Origin of the sequence: Enterobacter cloacae complex sp. IR5412, assembly GCF_049237385.1 — a bacterium.
Taxonomy (GTDB): domain Bacteria; phylum Pseudomonadota; class Gammaproteobacteria; order Enterobacterales; family Enterobacteriaceae; genus Enterobacter; species Enterobacter intestinihominis.
The window spans coordinates 129,091-147,379 of record NZ_JBMKHQ010000001.1; the positions used below are offsets into that span (position 1 = coordinate 129,091).

At 55.5% G+C, this 18,289-nt stretch carries 20 protein-coding genes; 8 read left to right on the forward strand and 12 right to left on the reverse strand.

Translation table 11 applies throughout. The annotated features are described in order from the left end of the window. The first annotated feature begins 42 nt into the window (after window positions 1-42). Window positions 43-798, forward strand: a complete 756-nt coding sequence (gene znuC, locus ACOTX2_RS00610; RefSeq protein WP_063147804.1) for a zinc ABC transporter ATP-binding protein ZnuC — start codon at window positions 43-45, stop codon at window positions 796-798. Further along, a complete protein-coding gene (gene znuB / locus ACOTX2_RS00615) occupies window positions 795-1,580 on the forward strand; it encodes a zinc ABC transporter permease subunit ZnuB (protein ID WP_022648485.1) in 786 nt (261 codons plus the stop codon). The genes znuC and znuB overlap by 4 nt, the downstream gene beginning before the upstream one ends. A 52-nt stretch (window positions 1,581-1,632) precedes the next feature. On the opposite strand, the gene ruvB is transcribed toward znuB, so the two are convergent. The 6 genes from ruvB to aspS all read right to left on the reverse strand — a co-directional run bounded on the left by ruvB (window position 1,633) and on the right by aspS (window position 6,888). Continuing rightward, window positions 1,633-2,643 (reverse strand): Holliday junction branch migration DNA helicase RuvB, encoded by a 1,011-nt coding sequence (gene ruvB, locus ACOTX2_RS00620; protein WP_006811035.1) that lies wholly within the window; start codon window positions 2,641-2,643, stop codon window positions 1,633-1,635. Window positions 2,644-2,651: 8 nt separating this feature from the next. Continuing rightward, window positions 2,652-3,266, reverse strand: coding sequence for a Holliday junction branch migration protein RuvA (gene ruvA, locus ACOTX2_RS00625; protein ID WP_022648487.1), 615 nt, complete (start codon window positions 3,264-3,266; stop codon window positions 2,652-2,654). Between the two features lie 80 nt (window positions 3,267-3,346). Then, the gene (ruvC, locus tag ACOTX2_RS00630) at window positions 3,347-3,868 is read right to left on the reverse strand and encodes a crossover junction endodeoxyribonuclease RuvC (protein ID WP_014884319.1); all 522 of its coding nucleotides are present in this window, start codon (window positions 3,866-3,868) and stop codon (window positions 3,347-3,349) included. 34 nt (window positions 3,869-3,902) lie between these two features. Further along, a complete protein-coding gene (locus ACOTX2_RS00635; RefSeq protein ID WP_003859747.1) occupies window positions 3,903-4,643 on the reverse strand; it encodes a YebC/PmpR family DNA-binding transcriptional regulator in 741 nt (246 codons plus the stop codon). A gap of 27 nt (window positions 4,644-4,670) precedes the next feature. Then, window positions 4,671-5,114 carry a dihydroneopterin triphosphate diphosphatase gene (nudB, locus tag ACOTX2_RS00640; protein WP_023300445.1) on the reverse strand — a complete coding sequence of 148 codons (444 nt, stop codon included), beginning with the start codon at window positions 5,112-5,114 and terminating at the stop codon, window positions 4,671-4,673. Between the two features lies 1 nt (window position 5,115). Continuing rightward, on the reverse strand, window positions 5,116-6,888 hold the full coding sequence (gene aspS, locus ACOTX2_RS00645; RefSeq protein ID WP_023300446.1) for an aspartate--tRNA ligase: 1,773 nt from the start codon (window positions 6,886-6,888) through the stop codon (window positions 5,116-5,118). Window positions 6,889-7,151: 263 nt separating this feature from the next. On the opposite strand from aspS, the gene ACOTX2_RS00650 reads away from it, so the two are divergent. The 5 genes from ACOTX2_RS00650 to cmoB are packed head-to-tail and all read left to right on the forward strand — an operon-like array spanning window position 7,152 to window position 10,732. After that, the gene (locus ACOTX2_RS00650) at window positions 7,152-7,718 is read left to right on the forward strand and encodes a hydrolase (protein ID WP_023300447.1); all 567 of its coding nucleotides are present in this window, start codon (window positions 7,152-7,154) and stop codon (window positions 7,716-7,718) included. Beyond that, a complete protein-coding gene (locus ACOTX2_RS00655; RefSeq protein ID WP_063199258.1) occupies window positions 7,715-8,533 on the forward strand; it encodes a DUF72 domain-containing protein in 819 nt (272 codons plus the stop codon). The genes ACOTX2_RS00650 and ACOTX2_RS00655 overlap by 4 nt, the downstream gene beginning before the upstream one ends. 51 nt (window positions 8,534-8,584) lie before the next feature. Beyond that, entirely contained in the window at window positions 8,585-8,980 is a 396-nt protein-coding gene (locus ACOTX2_RS00660; protein WP_003859737.1) for an MAPEG family protein, read from the forward strand. A gap of 40 nt (window positions 8,981-9,020) precedes the next feature. Then, window positions 9,021-9,764, forward strand: a complete 744-nt coding sequence (gene cmoA, locus ACOTX2_RS00665) for a carboxy-S-adenosyl-L-methionine synthase CmoA (RefSeq protein ID WP_045345030.1) — start codon at window positions 9,021-9,023, stop codon at window positions 9,762-9,764. Continuing rightward, entirely contained in the window at window positions 9,761-10,732 is a 972-nt protein-coding gene (cmoB, locus tag ACOTX2_RS00670) for a tRNA 5-methoxyuridine(34)/uridine 5-oxyacetic acid(34) synthase CmoB (RefSeq protein WP_015570275.1), read from the forward strand. The genes cmoA and cmoB overlap by 4 nt, the downstream gene beginning before the upstream one ends. Before the next feature lie 198 nt (window positions 10,733-10,930). On the opposite strand, the gene cutC is transcribed toward cmoB, so the two are convergent. Continuing rightward, on the reverse strand, window positions 10,931-11,674 hold the full coding sequence (gene cutC / locus ACOTX2_RS00675; RefSeq protein WP_023300450.1) for a copper homeostasis protein CutC: 744 nt from the start codon (window positions 11,672-11,674) through the stop codon (window positions 10,931-10,933). 78 nt (window positions 11,675-11,752) lie between these two features. Then, entirely contained in the window at window positions 11,753-12,313 is a 561-nt protein-coding gene (locus tag ACOTX2_RS00680) for a VOC family protein (RefSeq protein ID WP_015570274.1), read from the reverse strand. Between the two features lie 238 nt (window positions 12,314-12,551). Between ACOTX2_RS00680 and argS the strand changes: the two genes are divergently transcribed. Further along, window positions 12,552-14,285: an arginine--tRNA ligase gene (gene argS / locus ACOTX2_RS00685; protein WP_048966691.1), complete on the forward strand. Its 1,734-nt coding sequence runs from the start codon at window positions 12,552-12,554 to the stop codon at window positions 14,283-14,285. 45 nt (window positions 14,286-14,330) lie between these two features. Here the strand turns inward: argS and ACOTX2_RS00690 are convergent, their stop codons facing one another. The 4 genes from ACOTX2_RS00690 to ACOTX2_RS00705 form a co-directional block, all read right to left on the reverse strand. Further along, window positions 14,331-14,771, reverse strand: coding sequence for a DUF3421 domain-containing protein (locus ACOTX2_RS00690; RefSeq protein WP_063147777.1), 441 nt, complete (start codon window positions 14,769-14,771; stop codon window positions 14,331-14,333). Between the two features lie 45 nt (window positions 14,772-14,816). Further along, window positions 14,817-15,107: a hypothetical protein gene (locus ACOTX2_RS00695; RefSeq protein ID WP_022648496.1), complete on the reverse strand. Its 291-nt coding sequence runs from the start codon at window positions 15,105-15,107 to the stop codon at window positions 14,817-14,819. Window positions 15,108-15,351: 244 nt separating this feature from the next. Continuing rightward, complete coding sequence (locus tag ACOTX2_RS00700; RefSeq protein WP_063147840.1) at window positions 15,352-16,491, reverse strand: glycoside hydrolase family 88/105 protein; 1,140 nt, start codon at window positions 16,489-16,491, stop codon at window positions 15,352-15,354. Window positions 16,492-16,495: 4 nt separating this feature from the next. Further along, the gene (locus tag ACOTX2_RS00705; protein WP_100148666.1) at window positions 16,496-18,079 is read right to left on the reverse strand and encodes an MFS transporter; all 1,584 of its coding nucleotides are present in this window, start codon (window positions 18,077-18,079) and stop codon (window positions 16,496-16,498) included. Between the last annotated feature and the right edge of the window lie 210 nt (window positions 18,080-18,289).

The following is an 18,289-nucleotide window of genomic DNA, read 5'->3' on the forward strand; positions in this document are numbered from 1 at the left end:
TGATATTATAACATTCGATGACTTCTGCAAGCTTAAATTGACATGACGACTTTAGTTTCTCTTGAAAATGTTTCGGTCTCATTCGGCCAGCGCCGCGTCCTTTCTGACGTGTCGCTGAATCTGAAGCCCGGCAAAATACTCACGCTGCTCGGCCCTAACGGTGCAGGCAAATCGACGCTGGTGCGCGTCGTATTAGGCCTGGTAGCCCCTGACGCAGGTGTTATCGTCCGCGAGGACAAATTGCGTATCGGCTATGTGCCGCAAAAATTACATCTTGATGCCACCCTGCCCCTGACGGTGAGCCGCTTCCTGCGTATCCGTCCCGGTACGCGTAAAGCGGATATCCTACCGGCGCTAAAACGCGTTCAGGCGGGACATCTTGTTGAGGCGCCTTTGCAAAAGCTGTCGGGCGGTGAAACCCAGCGCGTATTGCTTGCCCGCGCCCTGCTCAGCAGCCCTCAGCTGCTGGTCCTGGACGAGCCGACGCAGGGTGTCGACGTCAACGGTCAGGTTGCGCTGTACGATCTTATCGACCAGCTCCGTCGGGAGCTTAACTGCGCGGTGCTGATGGTCTCCCACGATCTGCATCTGGTAATGGCCAAAACCGACGAAGTGCTGTGCCTGAACCATCACATCTGTTGTTCCGGCACGCCGGAAGTGGTGTCAATGCATCCCGAATTTATCTCCATGTTTGGCCATCGTGGCGCCGAACAGCTGGGCATCTATCGCCATAATCACAATCACCGCCATGATTTACAGGGACGAATTGTCCTGCGTCGGGGAAATGGACACTCATGATTGAACTGTTACTGCCCGGCTGGCTGGCCGGGATTATGCTTGCCTGCGCCGCGGGTCCACTCGGCTCGTTTGTCGTCTGGCGCAGAATGTCCTATTTCGGCGATACGCTGGCCCATGCGTCATTGCTGGGTGTCGCGTTTGGTTTGTTGCTGGACGTAAACCCGTTTTATGCGGTGATTGTCGTCACGCTGCTGCTGGCCGCCGGTCTGGTCTGGCTGGAAAAACGCCCTCACCTGGCCATTGATACCCTGCTCGGCATTATGGCGCACAGCGCCCTGTCGCTGGGCCTGGTGGTGGTGAGCCTGATGTCAAACATCCGCGTGGACCTGATGGCTTATCTGTTCGGCGATCTGCTGGCCGTCACGCCCGAAGATCTGATTTCCATTGCCATTGGCGTGGTGGTGGTGCTCGGGATCCTGCTGTGGCAGTGGCGGAATTTACTGGCAATGACCGTCAGCCCCGATCTGGCCTTTGTCGACGGCGTGAAGCTTCAGCGCGTGAAGCTGCTCTTGATGCTGGTGACGGCGTTAACCATCGGGGTGGCGATGAAATTTGTTGGCGCGCTGATCATCACGTCGCTGTTGATAATCCCTGCCGCCACGGCGCGTCGTTTTGCGCGTACGCCGGAGCAAATGGCCGGTATCGCGGTGATTATCGGAATGATCGCGGTGACGGGCGGCTTAACCTTCTCGGCGTTCTATGACACGCCAGCAGGGCCGTCGGTGGTATTGTGCGCGGCGGTGTTGTTTATTTTCAGTATGATGAAAAAGACCGCGCAGTAGTCAGCATGTCCCCGGTGGCGCTTCGCTTACCGGGGCTACCATTAATCGCTACTTACGGCATCGCGGGCGGCGTAATGCCGAAATGATTCCACGCCCGCACCGTCGCCATACGACCACGCGGGGTACGCTGTAAGAAGCCCTGCTGGATTAGATACGGCTCCAGCACGTCCTCGATAGTCTCACGCTCTTCGCCAATTGCCGCCGCCAGGTTATCCAGCCCCACCGGCCCGCCAAAGAACTTATCCAGCACCGCCAGCAGCAGCTTACGGTCCATATAGTCAAAGCCTTCGGCATCAACGTTCAGCATATCCAGCGCCTGCGCAGCAATGTCAGCCGAAATGGTGCCATCGTGCTTCACCTCGGCAAAATCACGCACGCGACGCAGCAGGCGGTTGGCGATACGCGGCGTACCGCGGGAACGTTTCGCCACTTCAAACGCTCCCTCTTCGCTCATATCCAGCCCCATGTAGCGCGCGCTGCGCCCCACAATATGCTGAAGGTCGGGCACCTGATAAAACTCCAGACGCTGCACGATACCAAAACGGTCGCGTAGCGGTGAGGTCAGCGAGCCGGCGCGGGTCGTGGCACCAATCAGGGTAAACGGTGGCAGATCGATTTTGATCGAGCGCGCGGCCGGGCCTTCGCCGATCATGATATCCAGCTGGTAATCCTCCATCGCCGGATAGAGCACTTCCTCCACCACCGGGGACAGGCGGTGGATTTCATCGATAAACAGCACGTCATGCGGTTCGAGGTTGGTCAGCATCGCCGCCAGGTCCCCTGCTTTCTCCAGCACCGGGCCGGAGGTGGTACGCAGGTTAACGCCCATTTCGTTGGCGACGATATTCGCCAGAGTGGTTTTACCTAACCCCGGCGGACCAAAAATCAACAGGTGATCGAGCGCATCGCCGCGCAGCTTTGCCGCCTGGATGAAAATCTCCATCTGAGAACGAACCTGCGGCTGGCCGATGTACTCATCCAGCAGTTTGGGACGGATCGCGCGATCCACCACGTCATCTGGCTGAATGGTGCCTGCCGATACCAGGCGGTCTGCTTCAATCATCCTTTACCTCACAATGCAGCGCGCAGCGCTTCACGAATCAGAGTTTCACTGCTGGCATCCGGTTTGGCAACTTTACTCACCATACGGCTGGCCTCCTGAGGTTTATAGCCCAGCGCCACCAGCGCGGCAACCGCTTCCTGCTCGGCATCATCATCCGTCGCTGGCCCGCCCGGTGAAGTCAGCACCAGATCGGCTGCCGGAGTGAACAGATCGCCATGCAGACCTTTAAAGCGGTCCTTCATCTCGACAATCAGGCGCTCGGCGGTTTTCTTGCCGATGCCCGGAAGTTTAATTAACGCAGCCGGATCTTCGCGCTCAACGGCATTCACAAACTGTGGCGCTGACATACCGGACAGAATCGCCAGCGCCAGCTTGGGCCCGACGCCGTTGGTTTTAATTAATTCGCGGAACAGGGTGCGTTCCTGTTTGTTATTGAATCCGTACAGCAGCTGAGCGTCTTCACGCACCACAAACTGGGTAAAGACAACCGCCTCTTTGCCCGCCTCCGGCAACTCGTAGAAGCAGGTCATCGGCATATGGACTTCATAGCCCACGCCACCCACTTCCAGCAGCACTAACGGGGGTTGTTTTTCAATGATGATGCCTCTGAGTCTGCCTATCACGTGACGCTCCTGCGTTCTGGATGAAATTAACTGCCGACATAATAAAAAAAGGCTGGATAAACATCCAGCCTGATTTGTCATTATCGTAATCTGCCTCGCGCCAGATTGAGCCTCGACTCGCTCATTTGCATCGCGTTCTGGCTGACGTGGCAGTGGGTAATCGCAATGGCCAGCGCATCGGCGGCGTCGGCCTGCGGGTTCGCCGGGAGCTTCAGCAGGGTACGCACCATGTGCTGCACCTGGCTTTTCTCCGCGCTACCTATGCCCACCACCGTCTGCTTAACCTGACGGGCCGCGTATTCAAACACTGGCAGGTCCTGGTTCACGGCGGCAACTATCGCCACGCCGCGCGCCTGCCCGAGCTTTAACGCCGAGTCAGCGTTCTTCGCCATAAAGACCTGCTCGATGGCGAAAAAGTCCGGCTGAAACTGGGTGATGATCTCCGACACGCCCGCATAAATGAGCTTCAGGCGCGACGGCAGATCGTCCACTTTGGTACGAATACAGCCGCTGCCGAGGTAGGTTAGCTGGCGTCCCACCTGACGGATAACGCCATAACCGGTGACGCGTGAGCCGGGGTCAATCCCGAGGATAATCGACATCACGCGTCTCCCATAAACGGTTTACAGGCTCTCATCAGAGAGTCGCTGCAACCTCATCAGAGATTTCACCGTTGTGATACACTTCCTGCACGTCGTCGCAGTCTTCGAGCATGTCGATCAGACGCAGCAGTTTCGGTGCGGTTTCTGCATCCATGTCCGCTTTTGTGGAAGGGATCATGGACACTTCAGCGTTATCCGCTTTCAGACCTGCCGCTTCCAGCGCATCGCGCACGGCACCCATCTCTTCCCATGCGGTGTAGACATCGATAGCGCCGTCGTCGTAGGTCACTACGTCTTCCGCACCGGCTTCCAGCGCCGCTTCCATGATCGCATCTTCGTCGCCTTTCTCGAAGGAGATGACGCCTTTTTTGCTGAACAGGTAAGCAACGGAACCGTCAGTGCCCAGGTTACCACCGGTTTTGGTGAACGCGTGGCGCACTTCCGCAACGGTACGGTTACGGTTGTCGGACAAGCACTCTACCATCACCGCCGTACCGCCAGGACCGTAACCTTCATAAATGATGGTTTCCATGTTCGCGTCTTCATCACCGCCCACGCCACGTGCGATTGCACGGTTCAGGGTGTCTCGCGTCATGTTGTTGGACAGGGCTTTATCCACCGCCGCGCGCAGACGTGGGTTAGAGGCCGGATCGCCGCCACCCAGACGCGCCGCTGTTACCAGCTCACGAATGATTTTGGTAAAGATTTTACCGCGTTTGGCATCCTGTGCCGCTTTACGGTGTTTGGTGTTGGCCCACTTACTATGACCTGCCATAAAAAGTTCTCCAAAAATCGCGCCTTCTCAGGCAGCGTTAATTACAAATTCTTCTATCGCCTGCCGGTTGCTCCATGACTTGGTCAGTGCGGCGGCATCCGCCGCATCCACCCAGCGGTAGGTCAGGTGTTCCGTGAACACGATCTCCCGCTCATGGGGAAGCGCAAGGCAGAACCACGATTCCGTATTGCGCTCAATTCCCGGTGCATAGCGATGACGTAAATGGCTAAAAATTTCAAACTCCACCGTGCGCTGACAGTCCTTCAGGGTCAGTTGCTCGCGAGCAACGTCAATGGCGACCTCTTCCTTTACTTCACGCGCGGCGGCCTGCGGCGCGGACTCCCCCTCTTCCAGACTGCCGGTAACCGACTGCCAGAAATCAGGATCGTCGCGCCGCTGCAACATCAGCACCCGCTTCGAGTCTTCTGCATAAATGACCACCAGAACCGAAACGGGACGCTTATATGCCATATCAGTTTTTCTCTTCCTTCTTCACCACCTCAATGCCCAGCTCAGCCAGCGCGGCCGGGTTGGCAAAGCTTGGCGCTTCAGTCATCAGACACGCCGCTGCGGTGGTTTTCGGGAAGGCGATAACATCACGGATGTTGTCGGTGCCGGTCAGCAGCATGGTCAGACGGTCAAGACCAAAGGCCAGACCCGCGTGCGGAGGCGTACCGTATTTCAGGGCGTCCAGCAGGAAGCCAAACTTCTCGCGCTGCTCCTGCTCGTTAATGCCCAGAATGCCGAACACGGTCTGCTGCATTTCACCGCTGTGAATACGCACGGAGCCGCCGCCCACTTCGTAGCCGTTGATAACCATATCGTAGGCATTCGCTACCGCATCTTCCGGTGCAGCCTTCAGTTCCGCCGCCGTCATGTCTTTTGGCGAGGTGAACGGGTGGTGCATCGCGGTCAGGCCGCCTTCACCGTCGTCTTCAAACATCGGGAAGTCGATCACCCACAGCGGCGCCCATTTGCTTTCATCGGTCAGGTTCAGGTCTTTGCCGAGCTTCAGACGCAGCGCGCCCATCGCATCCGCAACGACTTTCTTGTTGTCTGCGCCGAAGAAGATCATGTCGCCGTCCTGCGCGCCGGTGCGCTCCAGAATAGCTTCCACGATGTCCGCATTCAGGAATTTCGCAACAGGGCTGGTAATGCCTTCCAGACCTTTAGCACGCTCGGTTACTTTAATATAGGCCAGACCTTTCGCACCGTAGATCTTGATGAAGTTGCCGTAGTCGTCAATCTGCTTACGGCTCAGCGCAGCACCGCCCGGTACGCGCAGGGCAGCCACGCGGCCTTTCGGATCGTTAGCCGGACCAGCAAAGACCGCGAACTCAACGGCTTTCACCAGGTCTGCCACGTCCACCAGCTCCATCGGGTTACGCAGGTCTGGTTTGTCGGAGCCGTAGCGACGCTCGGCTTCCGCGAAGGTCATGATTGGGAAATCGCCCAACTCAACGCCTTTTACGTCGTTCCACAGGCTACGCACCAGGGCTTCCATCACCTCACGCACCTGCTCGGCGGTCATGAAGGAGGTTTCCACATCGATCTGGGTAAATTCTGGCTGACGGTCTGCACGCAGATCTTCATCGCGGAAGCATTTCACGATCTGATAGTAGCGGTCGAAGCCTGACATCATCAGCAACTGCTTGAACAGCTGTGGTGACTGTGGCAGCGCGTAGAATTTGCCCTTATGGACGCGGGATGGCACCAAGTAGTCGCGCGCGCCTTCCGGCGTGGCTTTGGTCAGCATCGGGGTTTCGATATCGAGGAAACCGTGGTCATCCATAAAGCGACGCACCAGGCTGGTGATTTTCGCACGGGTTTTCAGGCGCTGAGCCATCTCCGGGCGACGCAGATCCAGGTAGCGGTATTTAAGACGCGCTTCTTCGGTGTTGACGTGGTTGGAGTCCAGCGGCAACGCTTCTGCGCGATTGATAATCACCAGATCGGACGCCAGCACTTCGATAGCACCGGTCGCCATGTCGGCGTTGATGTTTTTCTCGTCACGCGCACGCACGGTGCCCGTCACCTGAATGCAGAACTCATTACGCAGCTCAGAGGCCAGCTTCAACGCATCAGCGCGATCCGGATCGAAGAACACCTGAACGATACCTTCGCGGTCACGCATATCAATAAAGATAAGGCTACCAAGATCGCGACGACGATTGACCCAACCACACAGGGTGACCTGCTGCCCGACGTGGGACTGACGCAGCTGCCCGCAATATTCTGTACGCATGAGATATCCCTTAATTAGCCGCAGGCTGATTGTCGCCTGTCTTACAGGCTACGATGTCGCAGCTTTCTGTATGTCACAACTGGATGAAAAAAGGCGGCTATTATACTGGAAATTCTGCCGCACGATAAGAGCGAAGCACGGCCTGACGCGTGTTTGCTGTGCTCTTATTGTCTATTCTCACAAAAATTAACAAAATTATCCGACCGATAACAGGCCATCCCGTCGTAAGGTGTAAAAAAGCAATTAATTTTACTGGAGTGACAATGTTAACGCTTGATGCCACCAAAACCGCCCTTGTGGTCATTGATTTACAGGAAGGGATCCTGCCTTTTGCCGGTGGTCCACACACCGCTGACGATGTCGTAAGCCGCGCTGCGCGTCTGGCGGAAAAATGCCGGGCCAGCGGTGCGCCTGTCGTCATGGTGCGCGTCGGCTGGTCCACTGATTTCGCCGAAGCGCTAAAGCAGCCAGTTGATGCTCAGGCCCCGGCGCATGCGCTGCCGGACAACTGGTGGACGTACCCGGTCTCACTCGGTAAACGCGACAGCGATGTAGAAGTCACCAAACGCCAGTGGGGCGCATTCTATGGCACTGACCTGGAGCTCCAGCTGCGCCGTCGCGGGATAGACACTATTATTCTGTGCGGGATCTCCACCAACATCGGTGTGGAATCCACCGCCCGTAACGCCTGGGAGCTGGGCTTTAACCTGGTGATAGCGGAAGATGCGTGCAGCGCAGCCTCTGCGGATCAGCATCAGGGCAGCATGACCCATATCTTCCCGCGTATTGGTCGCGTGCGCAGCACGGATGAGATCCTCAGCGCGCTATGATGTACGTGGGTTTGCCCCAGTGGTCGCACCCGAAATGGGTGCGCCTGGGTATTACTGGCCTTGAAGAGTATGCCCGACACTTTAACTGCGTGGAGGGCAATACCACGCTGTACGCCTTGCCCCGCGCGGAGATCGTCGAGCGCTGGCGCGAGCAAACCACCGACGATTTCCGCTTTTGCTTCAAATTTCCGGCAACCATCTCCCACAACGCCGCACTGCGAAACTGCGATGATTTAACCCACGAGTTTTTCACCCGGATGTCGCCCCTGGCAAACCGTGTTGGCCAGTACTGGCTCCAGCTTCCCGCCACGTTCGGTCCGCGCGATCTACAAGCCCTCTGGCAGTTTCTCGACGCCCTGCCCCACGATTTCACGTACGGTGTGGAGGTGAGGCATCCAGATTTCTTTGCCAAAGGCGACGCGGAGAAAGCGCTGAATCGCGGCCTGCATGAACGATCGGTCAACCGCGTGATCCTCGACAGCCGCCCCGTGCACAGCGCAATCCCGCACAGCGAAGCCGTTGTTGATGCCCAGCGCAAAAAACCGAAAGTACCGGTTCACGCCATTGTTACCGCGCAGAACCCGATGGTGCGGTTTATCGGCAGCGATAACATGCAACAGAATGAAGAGATGTTCGCCGTCTGGCTGCAAACGCTCGCGAAATGGGAGCAAACCACCACCCCGTACCTGTTTTTACATACGCCGGATATTGCCCAGGCACCTGAACTGGTCGATGCTCTCTGGCAGGCCTTGCAGCAGGCGGTTCCGTCGGTTGGCCCCGCGCCGTCCATCCCACAACAATCTTCTCTTTTCTGAAATCACCCCCTATCATAGAGACGTGCCATCTGCCAAAAACAGGGAGTTAGTATGGTCAGCGCGCTGTACGCGGTGTTAGGTGCATTACTGCTGATTAAATTTTCATTTGATGTTGTGCGCCTGAGAATGCAGTACCGCGTCTCCTACGGTGACGGGGGCTTTTCTGAGCTGCAAAGCGCAATCCGGATCCACGGCAACGCGGTCGAGTACATTCCCGTCGCGTTAATTTTACTGCTGTTAATGGAGATGGATGGCGCTGAAACCTGGATGGTGCACGTCTGTGGGCTGCTGCTGATTGCAGGTCGTTTGATGCATTATTATGGTTTTCACCACCGCCTGATCCGCTGGCGTCGTTCCGGCATGAGCGCGACCTGGTGCTCGCTTTTGCTGATGGTGCTGGCTAACCTTTGGTATATGCCGTGGGAGTTGGTTTTCTCCTTCCATTAGCGCACAATATGCCCCTTTATTTTTCCCGGATTTTTACGTTATGTCAGATCGCGACACGCTTTTTTCCGCGCCTATCGCCAGCCTGGGCGACTGGACCTTTGATGAACGGGTAGCCGAAGTCTTCCCGGATATGATCCAGCGCTCTGTTCCCGGTTATTCCAATATCATCTCCATGATCGGCATGCTGGCGGAGCGTTTTGTTCAACCCGGCACGCAGGTCTATGACCTGGGCTGTTCGCTGGGAGCGGCAACGCTGTCCATTCGTCGTAACGTTCATCACAAAGGCTGCAAGATTGTGGCTGTCGATAACTCACCGGCCATGGTTGAGCGCTGCCGTCGCCACATTGACGCGTATAAAGCCCCTACGCCTGTGGAGGTGGTGGAAGGCGATATCCGCGATATCGACATCCAGAACGCCTCGATGGTGGTCCTGAACTTTACCCTTCAGTTCCTGGTGCCGGACGATCGTCAGCGGTTGCTGGATAAAATTTATCAGGGCCTGAACCCGGGCGGCGCGCTGGTGTTGTCTGAGAAATTCAGCTTTGAAGACGCCAGCGTGGGCGAACTGCTGTTCAACATGCACCATGATTTCAAGCGTGCAAACGGCTACAGCGAGCTGGAGATCAGCCAGAAGCGCAGCATGCTTGAAAACGTCATGCTGACGGATTCCGTTGAAACACACAAAGCGCGCCTGCGCAAAGCCGGATTTGAACACAGCGAACTGTGGTTCCAGTGCTTTAACTTTGGTTCTCTGGTGGCGCTGAAAGCCGGAGACGCAGCATGATCGAGTTCGGTAATTTCTATCAGCTGATTGCCAAAAACCACCTATCCCACTGGCTGGAAACCCTGCCTGCGCAAATTGCCACCTGGCAGCGCGATCAGCAGCATGGTCTGTTGAAGCAGTGGTCCAACGCCGTGGAGTTTCTGCCTGAACTGACGCCTCATCGTCTGGATTTACTGCACAGCGTGACGGCGGAGAGCGAAGAGCCGCTCCCGGCCGGGCAGATCAACCGCATCGAAACGCTGATGCGTAACCTGATGCCGTGGCGCAAAGGGCCGTTCTCGCTGTACGGCGTGAACATCAATACCGAATGGCGCTCAGACTGGAAGTGGGATCGCGTTCTGCCGCATTTATCCGACCTGACCGGGCGCACCATTCTGGACGTGGGCTGCGGTAGCGGCTATCACATGTGGCGCATGATCGGCGCAGGCGCGCATCTGGCCGTCGGTATCGATCCGATGCAGCTGTTCCTGTGCCAGTTTGAAGCGGTGAGAAAGCTGCTGGGTAACGACCAGCGCGCGCACCTGCTGCCGCTGGGTATCGAGCAACTCCCTGCTCTGAAAGCCTTTGATACCGTGTTCTCGATGGGCGTGCTGTACCACCGTCGTTCCCCGCTGGAGCATCTCTGGCAACTGAAAGATCAGCTGGTCAGCGGCGGTGAGCTGGTGCTGGAAACGCTGGTCATCGAAGGGGATGAACATGCCGTTCTGGTGCCAGGCGATCGCTATGCGCAGATGCGCAACGTTTACTTCATCCCTTCCGCGCTGGCGCTGAAGAACTGGCTGGAGAAATGTGGGTTTGTCGATGTACGCATCGCCGATGTGTGCGTGACGTCGGTTGAGGAACAGCGTCGCACCGACTGGATGATCACCGAATCGCTGGAGCAGTTCCTCGACCCGGACGATCACAGTAAAACCATCGAAGGCTATCCGGCCCCGATGCGTGCGGTGCTGATTGCAACGAAGCCGTAGTATTTATCCCCTCACCCCGGCCCTCTCCCCAAAGGGGCGAGGGTGAAAAGACCGCACCGTGCAGTCCCCTCTCCCCTGTGGGGAGAGGGTTAGGGTGAGGGGCAAGAATAAAAAAAGGCCCCTGTTGAAATTGCAGGGGCCTGGTACAAGCAAGCATCATATTGGGCGACATGATGCGCGGTAAAAATCGGTACGTTGCTACACGTGATGACGTTCAATCAGCGATTTCATTTCCGCAACCGACTCTCCATCCACACCGTAGCGCGAGTACTCATCCGCTTCAGCATCCGTCGACATTGACAACCCTGTATTGCGATAACGCATGGGTGAAGGTATCCATTTACCCGCCGAGCTGTGTAGCTCTTCCACCCCTGCGTTTAAAAACAGTTCCAGATTGCTGGCGCGTACTCCTGCGCCCGCCATGATTATTGGAACACCGGAATGTGCTTTTAGTTCCGTAATTAATTTCAGTCCTTTTTCAGCCGAGGGCTGCTGGCCTGACGTCAGAACGCGCGCCACGCCCAGTTCTGCCAGCGTATCAAAGGCTTGTATCGGATCCTGACACATATCGAACGCACGATGAAAAGTGACCGCCATTCCCTGGGCTGCACGCATGACCTGGCGCATACGCGAAAGATCGATGTTTCCGTCTTCGTCCAGCACACCGATCACCAGGCCCGGAAAACCGGAATCACGGACGAGGGCGATATCCTCAAGCATGGCACTGAACTCACCCGCCGTATAACAAAAATCACCGCCGCGCGGGCGAATAATCGGGTGCACCGGAATGGTGATGGCCTGACGGGCTGATTTCAGCACGCCAAAGGACGGGGTTAATCCCCCTTCTTTCGGTGCCGCGCAAAGCTCGATGCGATCGGCCCCCTGCCGTTGCGCAGTGACGGCACACTCCACGCTGTAACAACAAATTTCCAGCAGCGCCATGTCATCCTCCTTAAATTTCACTCAACGTACCATCGTGGCACGTTGCCCGATTCGTGTCTGGATCGACGCTCACAGTGCTTACGCTTCGCTGGCGACGATCTGCTCAATAGTCCAGGGATGGAATTTCACCGTCACGTTGCCGTCCGTTACGGCAAGCGTAGGGTTCGGTAAGCGTTCGCGCTCACCTTTTGGCGAGCTGGTTTTGACGAAAATACCCGGCTGGCTTAACCCCTCGTCGGAAAGCAGCGCCAGCGCACGGGCGTTCAGCGTCTCGGGCTCCCCAGGCAGAACAATTTCGATATGCTCCCAGCCTTCGTGCGGATAACGCTTCTCTCCTGGCCAGGGCAGTTCCACAACGGTGAATTGCCAGTGCGCCACCGTAACCGGCGCGTGAAGTTTGAACAGGCAAATCGGGCGACCGTTAATGATATTCTCTGACAGCAGTTCACCGCACTGTTCAAAGCCACGCCGCCAGCGTTCTGCGGTGGCATTCTGGTGGCAGCGCAAAGAGATGTGATCGGCCTCAAGCGGCGCGATATCCAGCCCGAGACGGGTCGCAAGTTCTGTGAACGCCTGGGTGAAGCGCGGTAAATCTGCGGAAATATCATGCAGTTCGTCAATGGTGTGCCAGTTCGCCATAGGTCAGTCTCGTTTCGTGTCGCAAAGCCGCTAATTTACTCTGTTGCCCTCTGTCGACCAACCGCATAATCACGGTTTTTTCGACTGCATGATTATGCATACCGTCTTCGCCTGGATTCTGAGCGATCTTCGCCCCCCGCAGGGCTGACGCCCGAGGCCATTTGCAGTATACTCCCGCCCTAAATTCTTAAACTGGCGTGGGTGTTTTTTACCCGCATCAAAAACGTAAGGTATCCAGGTGAATATTCAGGCTCTTCTCTCAGAAAAAGTCAGTCAGGCACTGATTGCCGCAGGTGCGCCTGCGGATTGCGAACCACAGGTTCGTCAGTCAGCGAAAGTACAGTTTGGCGACTATCAGGCTAATGGCGTGATGGCAGTGGCTAAAAAACTGGGCATGCCGCCGCGACAGCTCGCTGAGCAGGTACTGACGCATCTGGATCTCACCGGCATCGCCAGCAAAACCGAAATCGCCGGTCCGGGCTTTATCAACATTTTCCTTGAGCCTGCGTTCCTGGCAAGCCACGTTGACGCGGCGCTGAAATCTGACCGTCTTGGCGTGGCTCAGCCAGAAGCGCAGACTGTGGTGGTTGACTACTCCGCGCCAAACGTGGCGAAGGAGATGCACGTCGGTCACCTGCGCTCCACCATTATCGGTGATGCGGCCGTGCGTACCCTGGAGTTCCTCGGTCACAAGGTGATCCGCGCTAACCACGTAGGCGACTGGGGCACGCAGTTCGGTATGCTGATCGCATATCTGGAAAAACAGCAGCAGGAAAACGCAGGCGAAATGGCGCTGGCAGACCTGGAAGGTTTCTACCGTGAAGCCAAAAAACACTACGACGAAGACGAAGCCTTTGCCGAGCGCGCGCGCAGCTACGTGGTGAAACTTCAAGGCGGCGATCCGTACTTCCTCGAGATGTGGCGCAAGCTGGTGGACATCACCATGTCCCAGAACCAGCTTACCTATAACCGTCTGAACGTGACCCTGACCCGCGACGACGTAATGGGTGAAAGCCTGTATAACCCGATGCTGCCGGGCATTGTGGCGGACCTGAAAGCCAAAAACCTGGCGGTGGAAAGCGAAGGCGCAACGGTAGTATTCCTTGATGAGTATAAAAACAAGGAAGGCGAACCGATGGGCGTGATCGTCCAGAAAAAGGATGGCGGCTATCTCTACACCACCACCGATATCGCCTGTGCGAAATACCGTTACGAAACCCTGCATGCGGACCGCGTGCTGTATTACATCGACTCCCGTCAGCACCAGCACCTGATGCAGGCGTGGACTATCGTGCGTAAAGCGGGTTATGTGCCGGATTCCGTGCCGCTGGAACACCACATGTTCGGCATGATGCTGGGTAAAGACGGTAAGCCGTTCAAAACCCGTGCGGGCGGCACCGTGAAGCTCTCCGATCTGCTGGATGAAGCGCTGGAGCGCGCCCGTCGCCTGGTGGCCGAGAAGAACCCGGATATGCCTGCTGACGAGCTGGAGAAACTGGCTAACGCGGTTGGGATCGGTGCGGTAAAATACGCGGATCTCTCCAAGAACCGTACCACCGACTATATCTTCGACTGGGACAACATGCTGGCGTTTGAAGGCAACACGGCGCCATACATGCAGTACGCTTACACCCGCGTACTCTCCGTCTTCCGTAAAGCCAGTATTGACGAAAGCGTGCTGGCGAACGCCACGGTGACCCTTACCGAAGACCGTGAAGCACAGCTGGCTGCCCGCCTGCTTCAGTTCGAAGAGACGCTCTCTGTGGTCGCGCGCGACGGTACGCCGCACGTTATGTGTGCTTACCTTTACGATCTGGCCGGTCTGTTCTCTGGCTTCTACGAACACTGCCCTATCCTGACCGCCGAGAGCGAAGCGGTGCGTAACAGCCGCCTGAAGCTGGCGCAGCTGACGGCGAAGACCCTGAAACTGGGTCTGGATACTCTGGGTATCGAAACCATAGAACGTATGTAAAAAAGAAACCCGGCGGTTGCCGGGTTTTTTTATAAATGAACGCCATCAGTCGTGAACGAGTACCTGGAAGGTATCTAATTCATACTCTCTGCCGTTATAGCCGATGCAGCAACCTCTGCTGAGGTGACTTCCAGCTTTACCCACAAAGAGACCGTTATCGAATTTTGCACGGGCAACGTAGAGCTTAGTGCCATTGGCCTCATGTCCCGCCTCAACCATATTCGGTGGGAAATGTTTATCCTTAACGTCTACCCATTTTAAAGCGCCCACGTAAACTTCAAATTCATTACAAAAGTGCTCTCTTCCTCCCCATGGGACCCATGCCGTATTGCCGAACACCCATTTCCCCGGATGAATCCCACCATTCACTTTTGCGCAAATAATAAACAATGGAGATGGTCCTTTGATACCAGGAACACCTATTTCATAACCTGCTACAGGCGCGTCCAATGGGATAAACTCATCCCTTTTCGCTGATTTCCACATAATGATGTCCTTTTCAGTCTAAATAATCATCCGTAGTTAAAATCATTAAAACTCAGAAATTGAATGAATGGCAAAGTCATTATTCAGGCTTTGAAAAATAATCACCTTAACCAGTGATTTTTCCGGGCCTTCCGCATGGATAAAACGGCGAAGCGCAATAAAGGTATGGAACTGGCCAGCCACAAGCTGGCTTCCGACATACAGTAGTGGGAAATAACCCGCACCATCAATATCCTTGAAAACCGTGTCGAACATATTGATATGTTCATCAGACATTTTATCGGCATGCATATTTACAGCAGGGTTAACGATAATACCGCCCATTGTATTTTCCATTGCATCACTCCTTGCATGAATATTAGAAGAATCTTAACGCAGATAAAAAATAGGATAAATACGGATTGTGTTTTGTGAAGAAAATCACGATTTAATACTAAGCGTAATGTATTGCCAGCCTAGTATTCACCCCATCAATATATAACACGTCTGATATTGATGGCGTAAGGTATTTTCCCGGTGCCATTATAAAAAAAGCCTCTTCTAAAAGAGGCTTTGCAGTAATGAGATTATTATTCAGGTATTAAAAATATTTCCGTAAATATTCCGTCAGACACAGAATCGCCATTGCCTGTCCATACGGCATCGAGGTCAGCGGTATCTGGCGGTAAAACGCCAGATCGCTGCCCATCCCCGTCCCGAAGGACGTTTGCAGCAGTTCCCCTTCCTGCGAGATGTTTTGCACGATACCGCAGATCGCTTTCTCCGCCACCTCTGCATACTCTGCGCCGACATACCGCTTGCGCACGGCTTTCAGAATGCCGTAGGCAAACCCTGCCGTGGCCGACGCCTCCAGATAAGAATCAGGATCGTCCAGCAGCGTATGCCACAATCCACTCTCATCCTGACATTTTGCCAGTGCGGCGATCTGCGCATTTAGCACCTGCACCAGATAGCGACGAACGGCGTTGTTTTCTGGCAGATCCACCAGTTCGAGGAAATCCGGGATCACGATGGTCAGCCAGCTGTTGCCGCGCGCCCAGCGGGCCCGGGCAAAGTTGTGATTGCCGTCGTAATTCCAGCCGTGGAACCACAGCCCCGTCTCACGATCCATCAGGTTCTGTACGTGGAGCAGGAACTGATAGATCGCCTCCTCGACGTACTCCGGCTTGTTAAGCAGCTTGCCGATTTTCGCCAGCGGCAGCACCGTCATCATCAGCGTGTCATCCCACATCTGCTGATGGTTCTCTTCCGCCAGTGTGATGTGCTGCATGCCGCCATGTTCGGTGCGCGGCATCTCCTTCATCGCCCATTCCGCCCAGCTTTCCAGCCACGGCAGCCAGGCCGGGTTTTTGGTCTCTTCGTAGCGATACGCCAGTGTCAGGAACGGCGACATGGTATTCACGTTTTTGGTGGTTGCGCCTTCTGCGAAACGGTCATTAAACCAGCTGTCGATAATCTCGCGCATGCCTGCGTCACCGGTCTGGCAGTAATACTGCCAGATACCGTACAAACCAACGCCGTGCGTCCATTCCCATCCGGCCCAGCCTTTGGTGTCGATCACGCGCCCGTCGTCCAGCCGCAGCAAAAACTCGCCCGTTTTGTCGTGGATATTGACCAGATTATGCGTCACCTTTTGAATCAGCGATTTCAGTTCATCCCTGGCGATAAAGCGCTCAGGCTGACGCAGTAACGGGCTATGTTTGACAGGCCAAACTTTCATCATCTTAACCTCTGTTGTATGTCGAATTCAGTACCGCACGATCCTTCAGTGAAGGGGCCGCCGGCTTGTTGCGATTCAGGTAACCGATATTGTTGTTGCCCCACAGGGATTCATACGGCATACCGACCAGCATCTCCACGGTGGCGCGGGCCTGCGGGGTCGCCGCCTCCGGCATCGCATGGCCGGACTCGCGCATTTTCGCGGTCTCTTCACGCAGGGTGCTGTGGGTCTGCAAATTGAGTTTGAAGCGCAGGGAGACCAGGAAGCCGCAGAACAGTACCAGAATGGTGCCGACGCTCAGGATCATCAGGATAGTGTGGCTCACTTCCGCAGGCTGCACTTTTTGACCGCTGACAAAGCCAGACATCTGCATCACGATCCCCACCAGCATTACCGCACCGGCCTGGGACGCTTTACGGGTCAGCGTCATGATGCCCGCGAAGATCCCTTCGCGACGCTGACCGGTGATCACTTCGTCCACGTCAGCAATGTAGGTGTAGGTATTCCACGGTACGTAGTTGATACCCCCGCGGCCAAGACCGGCAACCGCAGAGATCAGCAGCAGCAGAGCGTAAACGTCGCTCAGGCCCGCGTAATAAAGCACCGCGTAAGAGAGCGAGGCCAGGCCAAACAGCACGACCACCATGCGGTAAGACGGCGCAGGTCCGAAGCGAATGCACAGCGGGATCATGCCAATCACGGCGAGGAACTGGAAGATGGCCATCGTGCCCAGCAGGTTGGACGCCATGGATGCTTCCTGCATCAGCACAAACACCACGTAATAGGTGAATACGGCGTTGAACACATCCTGGGCAATATAGCCGCCGAGATACATGCCCAGATGCTGGCGGAAAATCTTGATACGCAGCGTCGAACTTAATTCGACAAAAAGACGATTCAGGCTCTGTCCCAGGGTCAGCTTTTTCTTCTCTTCTTCAGCGCGCAGGGCTGCTTCAGACCACTCTTCCCGCGGACGCTCCCAGGTGAAGAACCAGACGAAAGTAAGCATCAGCGCGCAAAGTACGGAGAAGACCAGGCTTGCATAGAAGAAGGAGATCGCGTTGTCTTTGCCGAAATGCGTGAGCAGGATCCCCGGCAGAAAGGAGGCCAGAATGGCTGACATCTGGGCCATGGAGATACGCGCCCCGGAGAATTTGGTTTTTTGTTTGAAATCGTCAGTCATTTCCGGCACCAGCGTTTCATACGGCACCAGAATCATGGTGTAAACAATATCAAAGATCAGATACGTCAGCAGGTAATACCAGAAACTCATGTCCCCTACCCACATCAGCGAGTAGCTGAAAACGCAGGGAATACCGAGCAGGATGAAGAACTTACGCCGGCCAAAACGCTTACCCAGCCAGGTGGTACCAAAATTATCGGTTAAGAAGCCCATTAACGGACTGACAACCGCATCCAGCACCCTTGCGGCGGCGAAGATAAAGGTTGCTTCAATCGGTGTGAGTCCACAGAAGGTCGTATAAAAATACAAAAGCCAGGCGGCCGTCAGGGCGGTAGTCCCCGCTCCGAGGAAGTCCCCTGAACCGTAAGCAAGATAATTTGCGAGTCCAATTTTACGTGTTTTCATTGCCGTCAACCCTAATCAGTTTTGGGAGACTCCCTGTAAGCAAACCTCGTCCGGGAGTTTTTACACGGCTACAGTAAAAGTATCGACCTGGTGAAACCTTTCTGTTTCTGCCATCTCAGGGTGGTGAATGGCAAAAATGCAAAGAGTGTCAATACGCGTGTCACTGATTTATAAAACAGCGTTTCTTTTGTATCAAAAGGGAAGGTCAAT

Coding starts and splice junctions, on each gene's coding strand:
- ACOTX2_RS00695 (WP_022648496.1), bottom strand. CDS start 15,107: ATGGAAAATACAATGGGCGGTATTATCGTTAACCCTGCTGTAAATATG.
- ACOTX2_RS00660 (WP_003859737.1), top strand. CDS start 8,585: ATGGTCAGCGCGCTGTACGCGGTGTTAGGTGCATTACTGCTGATTAAA.
- ruvC (WP_014884319.1), bottom strand. CDS start 3,868: ATGTCGATTATCCTCGGGATTGACCCCGGCTCACGCGTCACCGGTTAT.
- znuB (WP_022648485.1), top strand. CDS start 795: ATGATTGAACTGTTACTGCCCGGCTGGCTGGCCGGGATTATGCTTGCC.
- ACOTX2_RS00700 (WP_063147840.1), bottom strand. CDS start 16,491: ATGAAAGTTTGGCCTGTCAAACATAGCCCGTTACTGCGTCAGCCTGAG.
- cutC (WP_023300450.1), bottom strand. CDS start 11,674: ATGGCGCTGCTGGAAATTTGTTGTTACAGCGTGGAGTGTGCCGTCACT.
- ACOTX2_RS00690 (WP_063147777.1), bottom strand. CDS start 14,771: ATGTGGAAATCAGCGAAAAGGGATGAGTTTATCCCATTGGACGCGCCT.
- nudB (WP_023300445.1), bottom strand. CDS start 5,114: ATGGCATATAAGCGTCCCGTTTCGGTTCTGGTGGTCATTTATGCAGAA.
- ACOTX2_RS00680 (WP_015570274.1), bottom strand. CDS start 12,313: ATGGCGAACTGGCACACCATTGACGAACTGCATGATATTTCCGCAGAT.
- ACOTX2_RS00655 (WP_063199258.1), top strand. CDS start 7,715: ATGATGTACGTGGGTTTGCCCCAGTGGTCGCACCCGAAATGGGTGCGC.
- cmoB (WP_015570275.1), top strand. CDS start 9,761: ATGATCGAGTTCGGTAATTTCTATCAGCTGATTGCCAAAAACCACCTA.
- aspS (WP_023300446.1), bottom strand. CDS start 6,888: ATGCGTACAGAATATTGCGGGCAGCTGCGTCAGTCCCACGTCGGGCAG.
- ruvB (WP_006811035.1), bottom strand. CDS start 2,643: ATGATTGAAGCAGACCGCCTGGTATCGGCAGGCACCATTCAGCCAGAT.
- ACOTX2_RS00635 (WP_003859747.1), bottom strand. CDS start 4,643: ATGGCAGGTCATAGTAAGTGGGCCAACACCAAACACCGTAAAGCGGCA.
- ACOTX2_RS00705 (WP_100148666.1), bottom strand. CDS start 18,079: ATGAAAACACGTAAAATTGGACTCGCAAATTATCTTGCTTACGGTTCA.
- znuC (WP_063147804.1), top strand. CDS start 43: ATGACGACTTTAGTTTCTCTTGAAAATGTTTCGGTCTCATTCGGCCAG.
- cmoA (WP_045345030.1), top strand. CDS start 9,021: ATGTCAGATCGCGACACGCTTTTTTCCGCGCCTATCGCCAGCCTGGGC.
- ACOTX2_RS00650 (WP_023300447.1), top strand. CDS start 7,152: ATGTTAACGCTTGATGCCACCAAAACCGCCCTTGTGGTCATTGATTTA.